At 43.7% G+C, this 11,445-nt stretch carries 7 protein-coding genes; all 7 read left to right on the forward strand.

Going from position 1 to position 11,445, the window contains the following annotated elements; genetic code table 11:
• The first annotated feature begins 9 nt into the window (after positions 1 to 9).
• Positions 10 to 1,908, forward strand: a complete 1,899-nt coding sequence (locus ACEWB7_RS12745) for an FAD-binding protein (RefSeq protein ID WP_004782979.1) — start codon at positions 10 to 12, stop codon at positions 1,906 to 1,908.
• 14 nt (positions 1,909 to 1,922) lie between these two features.
• A complete protein-coding gene (locus ACEWB7_RS12750; RefSeq protein WP_004782977.1) occupies positions 1,923 to 2,633 on the forward strand; it encodes a succinate dehydrogenase iron-sulfur subunit in 711 nt (236 codons plus the stop codon).
• Positions 2,634 to 3,454: 821 nt separating this feature from the next.
• The gene (locus ACEWB7_RS12755; RefSeq protein WP_034705240.1) at positions 3,455 to 6,277 is read left to right on the forward strand and encodes a 2-oxoglutarate dehydrogenase E1 component; all 2,823 of its coding nucleotides are present in this window, start codon (positions 3,455 to 3,457) and stop codon (positions 6,275 to 6,277) included.
• Positions 6,278 to 6,295: 18 nt separating this feature from the next.
• Positions 6,296 to 7,516: a 2-oxoglutarate dehydrogenase complex dihydrolipoyllysine-residue succinyltransferase gene (odhB, locus tag ACEWB7_RS12760; protein ID WP_005234619.1), complete on the forward strand. Its 1,221-nt coding sequence runs from the start codon at positions 6,296 to 6,298 to the stop codon at positions 7,514 to 7,516.
• Positions 7,517 to 7,576: 60 nt separating this feature from the next.
• Positions 7,577 to 9,010 carry a dihydrolipoyl dehydrogenase gene (lpdA, locus tag ACEWB7_RS12765; protein WP_034705235.1) on the forward strand — a complete coding sequence of 478 codons (1,434 nt, stop codon included), beginning with the start codon at positions 7,577 to 7,579 and terminating at the stop codon, positions 9,008 to 9,010.
• A gap of 184 nt (positions 9,011 to 9,194) precedes the next feature.
• A complete protein-coding gene (gene sucC, locus ACEWB7_RS12770) occupies positions 9,195 to 10,361 on the forward strand; it encodes an ADP-forming succinate--CoA ligase subunit beta (protein WP_004782971.1) in 1,167 nt (388 codons plus the stop codon).
• Between the two features lie 11 nt (positions 10,362 to 10,372).
• Positions 10,373 to 11,263 (forward strand): succinate--CoA ligase subunit alpha, encoded by an 891-nt coding sequence (gene sucD / locus ACEWB7_RS12775; RefSeq protein WP_005234623.1) that lies wholly within the window; start codon positions 10,373 to 10,375, stop codon positions 11,261 to 11,263.
• Positions 11,264 to 11,445: the final 182 nt, after the last annotated feature.

The following is an 11,445-nucleotide window of genomic DNA, read 5'->3' on the forward strand; positions in this document are numbered from 1 at the left end:
GAAACAATCATGGGCGCTATAACCCCTAAAGAAGATTACACAAATATTCCACACGAAACTTTCGATGCAGTTATCGTTGGTGGTGGTGGTTCTGGTATGCGCGCTTCTTACCAACTTGCTCAAGCAGGTTTGAAAGTTGCGGTACTGACTAAAGTATTCCCAACACGTTCTCACACTGTAGCAGCGCAGGGTGGTATCGGTGCATCTCTTGGTAACATGCAAGAAGATAACTGGCATTACCACTTCTACGACACAGTTAAAGGTTCTGACTGGTTAGGTGACCAAGACGCGATCGAGTTCATGACTCGCGAAGCACCGCAAGTGGTATACGAATTAGAACATTTAGGTATGCCATTTGACCGTAACGCAGACGGTACGATTTACCAACGTCCATTTGGTGGTCACTCTGCAAACTACGGTGAAAAAGCAGTTCCACGTGCATGTGCTGCAGCCGACCGTACAGGTCACGCGCTTCTTCATACGCTTTATCAAAGCAATGTGAAAATGGGTACTCAGTTCTTCGTTGAATGGATCGCGCTTGACCTGATCCGTAACGAAGCTGGTGATGTACTGGGTGTGACGGCAATCGATCAGGAAACTGGTAAAATTGCCGTATTCCAGGCGAAAGCTACATTGTTCGCTACAGGTGGTGCTGGTCGTGTTTACCGTGCATCTACTAACGCATATATCAACACTGGTGACGGTCTTGGTATGGCAGCTCGTGCAGGTATTCCATTACAAGATATGGAATTCTGGCAATTCCACCCTACAGGTGTTGCGGGCGCAGGCGTACTGTTGACTGAAGGTTGTCGTGGTGAAGGTGCAATCCTTCGTAATAAAGACGGCGAACCGTTCATGGAACGTTATGCACCGACTCTGAAAGACTTGGCTCCTCGTGACTTCGTATCACGTTCTATGGACCAGGAAATCAAAGAAGGTCGTGGTTGTGGTCCTAAAGGTGATTATATCCTTCTTGATATGACTCATTTGGGTGCTGACACCATCATGAAACGTCTGCCATCTGTATTCGAGATTGGTAAGAAATTCGCGAACGTTGACATTACTAAAGAGCCAATTCCTGTAGTACCTACAATCCATTACCAAATGGGTGGTATTCCTACAAATATTCATGGTCAGGTAGTTGTTCCTGAGTCTCCAGAATCTGAAGCTTTAGTAACGAACTACGACAAGAATACTGATACTTATTCTACTAACCAAGAAGGTCGCAACTTCACGAAACCAGTGAAAGGCTTCTATGCGATCGGTGAATGTTCATGTGTATCTGTACACGGTGCAAACCGTTTAGGTACAAACTCACTGCTTGATTTGGTTGTATTTGGTAAGGCTGCTGGCCAGCACATCATCGACTACGTGACTAAACACCACGGTGATGAGTATGAGCCGCTTCCTACAACTGTGCTTGAAAACACAATTAAGCGTGTTCGTAAGCTGGATGAATCAACAACTGGTGAGAATGCTCAAGAAGTTGCTGATGCAATCCGTGACATCGTTCAAGACCACGCGGGTGTATTCCGTACAACTGCGCTGCTTGAAGAAGGTGTAAAACAAATTCTTGCAATTGAGCCGCGTGTTCGCAACATTCACTTGAAAGACAAATCTAAAGTATTCAATACTGCACGTATTGAAGCTCTAGAAGTTGAAAACCTGTATGAAGTTGCTAAAGCGACCTTGATTTCAGCTGCTGCACGTAAAGAATGTCGTGGTGCTCACACTGTGGTAGATTTCGAATTACCACCAGATCACCCAGAGTATCCATATGGCCGTCGTGACGACGAGTGGATGAAACACACCTTGTGGTTCTCTGCTGATAACCGTCTTGAGTACAAGCCAGTGCGTTACAAACCACTTTCGGTTGATGCAATTCCACCGAAACCACGTACATTCTAATCAGGAGATTAAAGATGAGTAGAGGTACTCGTACATTTCATATCTACCGCTACGATCCTGATAAGGATAAAGCACCGTATATGCAAACTTTTAAGCTTGAACTGACTGATAAGCACCGTATGTTGCTTGATGCGCTTCTTGCATTAAAAGTACAGGACGAATCTTTGACATTCCGTCGTTCATGCCGTGAAGGGATCTGTGGTTCTGATGGTGTGAACATTAATGGTAAAAACGGTTTGGCGTGTCTTTGGAACCTGAACGATTTACCAAATGAAATCACGATTCGTCCACTACCTGGTCTTCCAGTAATCAAAGACCTTGTAGTTGACATGAACCAGTTCTACGACCAGTACAACAAGATTCATCCGTTCTTGATCAACAACCAGCCTGCACCTCCTAAAGAGCGTCTGCAGTCTCCTGAAGAACGTGAACACTTGAATGGTCTGTATGAATGTATTCTTTGTGCATGTTGTTCAACTTCATGCCCATCATTCTGGTGGAACCCAGACAAGTTCTTGGGTCCTTCAGCATTATTGAATGCATACCGTTTCATCATCGATTCGCGTGATACAGGTACTCAAGAACGTCTGGCTCGTCTTGACGATCCGTTCTCTCTGTTCCGTTGTAAAGGTATCATGAACTGTGTATCTGTATGTCCTAAAGGCTTGAACCCTACTAAAGCAATCGGTCACATCCGTAACATGCTTTTAGATATGGCTGGCTAATTTAGACTGCAATCAACAGTTTTTCAAAAAGCACACCACTTGGTGTGCTTTTTGCTTTATAGGGCTCCATAAATGAACAGTGGTAGTGAAAACTGCTGTTATTGGTGCTGTATCTCATATGATCAAATCGGGTGATGAATCATTGCAGAGCATTCTGGTTGGATTTATGCACTATTATGATGTTGTTTGAGGTATTTATGATTTTTAGATGTAATTCTGGACTGAAAAAGGTTTTCAATAATGTTATTATATAACGCAAAGTTGCAAAGGGAGTGGATTGGAAGATTTACTCTCTTTTTGTTTATCAAAAACATGTAGGACTTTAGTCTACGCTGAATGTGTTTTTCATTTAAAGCTCCCTATGTTAGAGTAATTTCTGACGGAAGTATTTGACTAAAAAACATTCGTTCCTCGTCAAAAAAATCAATTGATTAGTCGAGATCGTGATAGCATTTAGCACAAGACTATATTTAAAAAATGTGTGGGTCGATGTACATTTTTTAAACACGGAAAAAGTAGAGACTGGTATATAAATGTAAGTCAAAGTCGCTTTAGAAAAAATATAGTTTAAATCTTTGTTTTTCTAAGTCGATTTGCAAAAAATTGCTCGGTCACGATCGGGTATTCAATGAGTGATGATGCCGCTGAGGGGCGTTATTGTTCATTAAACATATCAAGAATTTTCTTGGTGTGGTGATAACGCCTCATGGCTTATGCCTTATGGGGGACTAATGTTGAATTATCAATTTGACATTACTAATCCTGGGTTTTGCTTAAAAAGCATCCTGAAAATGTTTTTGCAATAGGAAATGGGTCCACAAATGCAAGAAGTTGCTGACGCTCTGCGTCTTGACACTGAACTTTCCGCTGATAGTGCAGCGTATATTGAAGAACTTTATGAGCAGTACCTCACTGCTCCAGACTCAGTGGGTGCTGACTGGAGAGCGTACTTCGATAAATTCCCAAAAGGTGATCAACCACACAGCAATGTACGTGAGCAATTCCTACTTTTAGGTCGCAATTCAAGCCGTATTCAGCCTGTTATCCAATCGACAGTAAGTTCAGAGCATGAACGTCGTCAAATTGGCGTTTTACAGCTGATTGCTGCGTACCGTAACCGTGGCCACCAAAAAGCAAAATTGGATCCATTAGGTTTGGCTAAACGTGAAGTTGTGCCAGATCTTGATCTTTCTGCGCACGGTTTAACTCAGTCTGATCTAGACACTATATTTAATACCGGTAACCTTGCGATTGGTAAGGAAGCAGCGACTTTGGGCGAAATGGTCCAAGCGATGGAAGCGACTTACTGTAGCTCTATCGGTGCTGAATACATGCACATCGTGGATACCAAAGAAAAACGTTGGATCCAGCAACGTCTTGAAAGCGCAAGTGGTCAATATGGTCTGAGTGCTGATCAGAAAAAACATGTTCTTGAACGTTTAACTGCGGCTGAAGGTTTGGAAAAATACCTCGGTAATAAATTCGTAGGTGCAAAACGTTTTGGTGTTGAAGGCGGTGAATCTTTCATTCCTATGGTGAATGAATTGATCCAGCGTGCCGGTTCTGTAGGCTGTAAAGAAGTCGTAATCGGTATGCCACACCGTGGTCGTCTGAACCTTCTGGTTAACATCATGGGTAAAAACCCGGCTGACCTGTTTGGTGAGTTCGAAGGCAAATCACTGCACAAGAAAGGTTCTGGTGACGTTAAGTATCACCAAGGTTTCTCTTCTAACGTGATGACTCCAGGTGGTGAAGTTCACTTGGCATTGGCGTTTAACCCATCTCACCTTGAAATCGTTGGACCTGTAGTTGAAGGTTCTGTACGTGCACGTCAAGTACGTCGTAAAGACATTGGCGGTGATGACGTGTTACCAGTGATTGTTCACGGTGATGCTGCATTTGCAGGTCAGGGCGTAAACCAAGAAACCTTCCAGATGTCACAGACTCGTGGTTACACAGTAGGTGGTACAGTTCATATCGTAGTGAACAACCAGGTTGGTTTCACCACATCTGATCCACGTGATGCACGTTCTACAGAATACTGTACTGACATCGCGAAAATGATCCAGGCACCGATCTTCCATGTAAATGGTGACGATCCTGAAGCTGTGTTGTTTGTTGCTCAGCTTGCCCACGATTTCCGTCATACTTTCCGTAAAGACGTCGTGATCGACATGTTCTGTTACCGTCGTCGTGGTCATAACGAAGCGGATGAACCAGCTGCAACTCAGCCAATGATGTACCAGGTGATCAACAAAAAAGCGACCACTCGTACGCTTTATGCTGACAAATTGGTTCAAGAGGGTGTACTTGATCGTGCAACTGCAGATCAAATGGTTGAACAATACCGTTCTGATCTTGAAGCAGGTAAACATGTTGCCAATGCTCTGGTTCTAGAGCCGAACAAAAAAATGTTCGTAGACTGGACACCCTACCTGGGTCATGAATACACAGACCAGTGGGATACTACTTGCGATCTAGAACGTCTTAAAGAGCTTGGCCGCAAAATGCGTGAGCTTCCAGAAGGCTTCGTGATGCAGCGTCAGGTCTCTAAAGTGATTGACGACCGTCTGAAAATGCAAACTGGTGAAATGCCGCTGAACTGGGGTGCTGCTGAAACTCTAGCTTATGCATCACTGCTAGATGATGGTTATCTGGTTCGTTTAACTGGTGAAGACGTGGGTCGTGGTACATTCTCACACCGTCATGCAAAACTGCATAACCAGGTAGATGGCTCAACTTATATCCCACTTTGCCATATCAAAGAGAACCAACCGCGTGTTGCGATCTATGACTCTTTATTGTCTGAAATGGCAGTACTGGCATTTGAATACGGTTATGCAACGACTCTTCCTAAGAGCTTGATCATCTGGGAAGCTCAGTTCGGTGACTTCGCAAACTGTGCACAGGTGGTAATCGACCAGTTCATCTCATCTGGTGAAACCAAATGGGAACGTGTATGTGGTCTGACTATGCTTCTGCCACACGGTTTCGAAGGCCAAGGTCCTGAGCACTCATCTGCACGTCTGGAACGTTTCTTGCAACTATGTGCTGAAGACAACATGCAAGTGATGACTCCAACTACACCTGCACAGATTTTCCACGCGTTACGTCGTCAGGCAATCCGCCCGATCCGTAAACCAATGATCATCATGTCACCTAAATCATTGCTTCGTCACAAATTAGCGGTGTCTAACCTGGAAGAACTGGCAAACGGTACATTCCAGACTGTGATCGATGAAGTAGATAATATCAACAAAGCAGACGTAACCCGTCTGGTGTTGTGTGGTGGTAAGGTTTACTACGATCTGGTTGAAAAACGTCGTGAAAAAGAATTGAACAACACTGCAATTGTACGTATTGAACAATTGTATCCTTACCCAGAAGCACGTCTTGCAGAAGTTCTTGCTCAGTATCCAAACGTGAAAGAACTGGTTTGGGCACAAGAAGAACCGAAAAACCAAGGTGCTTGGTTGTTCATCGCGCCTCGTTTATATGACGATGTGATGAAAGCGGGCAAACAAATCCGTATTAGTTACGCAGGCCGTGAAGCTTCAGCTGCACCGGCGTGTGGTTCACCATACTTGCATGCAAAACAACAAGCTCAGCTCGTTAACGACGCTCTAGCGATCGATGCTGAATAATCCAGGAGATTCTAAATAATGGCAACCGAAATTAAAGCACCGGTATTTCCAGAGTCAGTTGCGGACGGTACGATCGCAACTTGGCACAAACAACCAGGTGAAGCAGTATCACGTGATGAAGTGATCTGTGATATTGAAACTGATAAAGTTGTTTTAGAAGTTGTTGCTCCTGCAGACGGTACAATTGCATCAATCGTTAAAAATGAAGGCGATACAGTGCTTTCTGCTGAAGTGATTGCACAGTTCGAAGAAGGTGCTGTATCTGGCGCAACTCAAACTCAAGCAGTTCAATCTGAAACTGAAGCATCAGTAGAGCAAGCTGCTGCAAAAACTGAAGCAGGTAATGCACCGATCGTTGAGCGTCAACAGGTTCAAGACCAAGCTCCAGCAGTACGTAAAGCATTGACTGAATCTGGTATCAATGCTGCTGACGTATCTGGTACAGGTCGTGGCGGTCGCATCACTAAAGAAGATGTTGCGAACCATCAGTCTAAACCTGCAGCACCTGCTGCTGCACCGTTAAGCGTTGCAGTTGGTGAACGTATTGAAAAACGCGTTCCAATGACTCGTCTGCGTAAACGTGTTGCTGAACGTCTGCTTGCTGCAACTCAAGAAACAGCAATGTTGACGACGTTCAACGAAGTAAACATGAAACCAATCATGGAAATGCGTAACCAGTACAAAGAAGCGTTTGAAAAACGTCATGGTGCACGTCTAGGCTTCATGTCATTCTTTGTTAAAGCTGCGACTGAAGCACTGAAACGCTATCCAGCAGTGAATGCGTCTATCGATGGCGACGACATTGTTTACCATGGTTACTATGACATCGGTGTAGCAGTTTCTTCTGACCGTGGTCTAGTGGTTCCTGTACTTCGTGATACAGACCGTATGAACTATGCTGAAGTTGAAAATGGTATCCGTGCATACGCTGGTAAAGCGCGTGAAGGTAAACTTGCGATTGAAGACATGACTGGTGGTACTTTCACAATTACCAACGGTGGTACTTTCGGTTCATTGCTTTCAACTCCAATCTTGAACACTCCACAAACTGCGATTCTGGGTATGCATAAAATCCAGGAACGTCCTATGGCAGTGAATGGTCAGGTTGAAATCTTGCCAATGATGTACCTAGCGCTTTCTTATGACCACCGTCTAATCGATGGTAAAGAAGCTGTAGGTTTCCTTGTAACAATCAAAGAATTGTTAGAAGAACCAGCTCGTCTGATCCTTGATCTTTAATTCTAAAGAATAAATCCATGGGCTTAGGGTGATCCTCTAGGCCCATTTTTGGAGAGAATAATGTCTCAACAATTCGATTTAGTTGTAATCGGTGGTGGCCCAGGTGGCTACGAAGCTGCAATTCGTGCTGCACAGCTTGGTTTTAAAGTTGCGTGTATCGAAAAACGTATTCATAAAGGTAAACCTTCTTTAGGCGGTACTTGCTTAAACGTAGGTTGTATTCCTTCTAAAGCACTTCTAGATTCTTCTCACCGTTATGAAGATACTGTTAAGCATTTAGATGACCACGGTATTACAACGGGTGAAGTTGCTTTCGATTTGTCTAAAATGCTTGCGCGTAAAGACAAAGTCGTTGAACAATTGACTGGTGGTGTTGCGCAGTTACTTAAAGGTAATGGCATAGAATGGTTACAAGGTACTGGTAAATTACTTGCTGGTAAAAAAGTTGAGTTCGTACCGCATGAAGGCGAAACTCAGGTTTTAGAGCCTAAATATGTCATCCTTGCATCTGGTTCTGTACCAGTCAATATTCCAGTTGCTCCTGTAGATCAAGACCTGATCGTAGACTCAACTGGTGCGCTTGAATTCCCAGAAGTGCCTAAACGTCTTGGTGTGATCGGTGCTGGTGTAATCGGTCTTGAACTTGGTTCAGTATGGCGTCGTCTAGGTGCGGAAGTTGTTGTATTTGAAGCAATGGACGCATTCTTGCCAATGGCTGACAAAACATTAGCAAAAGACTACCAAAAACTGCTGACTAAACAAGGTCTTGATATCCGTATCGGTGCAAAAGTTTCTGGTACTGAAATTAACGGTCGTGAAGTGACTGTTAAATACAGCCAGGGCGGTGAAGATAAAGAACAGACTTTCGATAAACTGATCGTTTGTGTAGGTCGTCGCGCTTATGCTGAAGGCCTATTGGCTGAAGACTCAGGCATCAAACTGACTGAGCGCGGTCTGGTTGAAGTAAACGACTGGTGTGCAACTTCTGTTGAAGGCGTATACGCAATCGGTGACTTGGTACGTGGTCCAATGCTTGCACATAAAGCAATGGAAGAAGGCGTAATGGCTGTTGAACGTATCCACGGTCATGCTGCTCAAGTGAACTACGACACTATCATTTCTGTCATCTACACTCATCCGGAAGCGGCTTGGGTAGGTTTAACAGAAGAGCAAGCCAAAGAAAAAGGTCATGAAGTGAAAACTGGTCAATTCGGTTTTGCTGTAAATGGTCGTGCTTTGGCTGCTGGTGAAGGTGCCGGTTTCGTGAAGTTTGTTGCTGATGCAAAAACTGATCGTCTACTTGGTATGCACGTGATTGGACCTGCTGCGTCTGATATCGTTCACCAAGGTATGATCGCACTTGAGTTTGTCTCTTCAGTTGAAGATCTACAGTTGATGACTTTCGGTCACCCAACATTCTCTGAAGTGGTACATGAAGCTGCTCTTGCAGTCGATGGTCGTGCGATCCACGCGATCCAACGCAAGCGTAAGTAATTCTTCGAAGAGCGGCTCAGGCCGCTCTTTTTACATTTGGTGGTTGTTTTTGAATGAATAATCATCTAAAAATAAAGATAAGTAAAATCTAAGATCCAAAAATACCAATATTGATTGATGTGAACCAAGAGATATTGGGAAAACGTGTAATAACAAAGTCAAATAAGTAGTAAAAGGTTAATCAATGAATTTACATGAGTATCAAGCAAAAGCGTTATTAAAAAAATATGGGATGCCTGTACAAGAAGGTATTCTTGCTACCAATGCTGAGGAAACAGTACATGCTTTTGAGCAGCTTGGTGGGAAGTTTGCGGTATTAAAAGCGCAGGTTCACGCAGGTGGTCGTGGCAAAGCGGGTGGGGTAAAAGTGGTAAAGTCGGCTGAAGAAGCAGCTGAATATGCCAATCAGATTATTGGTTCACGTTTAGTGACCTATCAAACCGATGCAAATGGTCAACCAGTCAATAGTATTTTGGTGTCTGAAGATGTTTATCCGGTCGAGCGTGAACTCTATTTAGGTGCAGTGGTAGACCGTTCTAGCCGTCGTATTACTTTTATGGCATCCACTGAAGGTGGTGTTGAAATTGAAAAAGTTGCAGAAGAAAATCCTGAAAAAATCATTAAAGTCGAAGTTGATCCTTTAGTAGGATTATTGCCATTTCAGGCGCGTGAAGTGGCATTTGCACTTAAGTTAAAAGATAGCCAGATCAATCAATTTGTTAAAGTCATGACAGCTGCTTACCAAGCCTTTGTCGAAAATGATTTTGCTTTATTTGAAATTAACCCACTCTCTGTTCGTGAAAATGGTGACATTCTCTGTGTCGATGCCAAAGTCGGTATTGATTCAAATGCGCTATACCGTCTGCCTGAAGTTGCTGCTTTACGTGATAAATCACAAGAAAATGAGCGTGAGCTGAAAGCATCTGAATTTGACCTGAACTATGTTGCTTTAGAGGGTAATATTGGTTGTATGGTCAATGGTGCCGGTCTTGCGATGGCAACCATGGACATTATCAAGCTTTATGGTGGTCAACCAGCTAACTTCCTGGATGTAGGTGGTGGTGCAACCAAAGAGCGTGTCATCGAAGCATTTAAAATTATCTTGGCAGATTCTTCTGTACAAGGTGTCTTGATTAATATTTTTGGTGGAATTGTACGTTGTGACATGATTGCTGAGGCAATTATTGCAGCGGTTCAGGAGGTAAATGTCACTGTACCTGTAGTCGTTCGTCTTGAAGGGAACAATGCAGAGCTTGGTGCCAAGTTACTGGATGAATCTGGTTTGAAATTGATTTCTGCAAATGGCTTGGCCGATGCTGCAGAAAAAATTGTTGCTGCAGTAAAAGCTTAAGGAGTATCACAATGAGCGTATTAATTAATAAAGACACCAAAGTTTTAGTCCAAGGCTTTACAGGCAAGAACGGTACATTCCACTCTGAACAGGCTATTGCCTACGGCACTAAAGTTGTTGGTGGAGTAACACCGGGCAAAGGTGGTCAATCACATCTGGATCTGCCAGTATTTAATACCATGCGTGAAGCGGTGCAAGAAACCCAAGCTGATGCTTCTGTGATTTATGTGCCTGCACCTTTTGTGCTTGATTCTATTGTAGAAGCAGTTGACTCAGGTATTGAGCTGATCGTTGTGATTACTGAAGGTGTACCAACCCTGGATATGCTGAAAGCCAAACGTTATCTGGAAACCAATGGTAATGGCACGCGTCTGATCGGTCCAAACTGTCCGGGTATCATTACGCCAGGTGAGTGTAAAATCGGGATTATGCCAGGACATATCCACCAGCCAGGTAAAATCGGCATTATCTCACGTTCAGGTACTTTGACTTATGAAGCGGTTGCACAAACCACTAAACTAGGTCTTGGACAGTCTACCTGTATCGGGATCGGTGGTGATCCGATTCCAGGCATGAACCAGATTGATTGCTTGAAACTGTTCCAGGAAGACCCGCAAACTGAAGCCATTATCATGATTGGTGAAATTGGCGGTACTGCGGAAGAAGAAGCGGCAGAGTATATTCAATCGCATGTGACCAAGCCAGTGGTAGGGTATATCGCCGGTGTAACAGCACCGAAAGGTAAGCGTATGGGTCACGCAGGTGCCATCATTTCTGGCGGTAAAGGAACTGCTGAAGAGAAGTTTGCAGCCTTTGAACGCGCGGGAATGGCGTATACACGTAGTCCTGCAGAGCTGGGTTCCACCATGCTACAAGTATTGAAAGAAAAAGGTTTAGCTTAATTTATTAAGCTGATAAAAAAGCCCTCATTATTGAGGGCTTTTTTATAATTGCTACTGTCCCGTCCTGAAATAAGTTTACACCTTAAGAGACTTATTTTATGGAACATGCACAAGAACAACGAGTTAAACGCACACAACGTGATTATAGCTTCGCCTTTAAAATGATGGTTGTACATAAAGTA

This window comes from Acinetobacter sp. NIOH-H-8 (assembly GCF_046635365.1).
Taxonomy (GTDB): domain Bacteria; phylum Pseudomonadota; class Gammaproteobacteria; order Pseudomonadales; family Moraxellaceae; genus Acinetobacter.

Excerpts from the sequence above, each read along its gene's own strand:
- ACEWB7_RS12745 (WP_004782979.1), top strand. The coding sequence starts at position 10 with ATGGGCGCTATAACCCCTAAAGAAGATTACACAAATATTCCACACGAA.
- ACEWB7_RS12750 (WP_004782977.1), top strand. The coding sequence starts at position 1,923 with ATGAGTAGAGGTACTCGTACATTTCATATCTACCGCTACGATCCTGAT.
- ACEWB7_RS12755 (WP_034705240.1), top strand. The coding sequence starts at position 3,455 with ATGCAAGAAGTTGCTGACGCTCTGCGTCTTGACACTGAACTTTCCGCT.
- odhB (WP_005234619.1), top strand. The coding sequence starts at position 6,296 with ATGGCAACCGAAATTAAAGCACCGGTATTTCCAGAGTCAGTTGCGGAC.
- lpdA (WP_034705235.1), top strand. The coding sequence starts at position 7,577 with ATGTCTCAACAATTCGATTTAGTTGTAATCGGTGGTGGCCCAGGTGGC.
- sucC (WP_004782971.1), top strand. The coding sequence starts at position 9,195 with ATGAATTTACATGAGTATCAAGCAAAAGCGTTATTAAAAAAATATGGG.
- sucD (WP_005234623.1), top strand. The coding sequence starts at position 10,373 with ATGAGCGTATTAATTAATAAAGACACCAAAGTTTTAGTCCAAGGCTTT.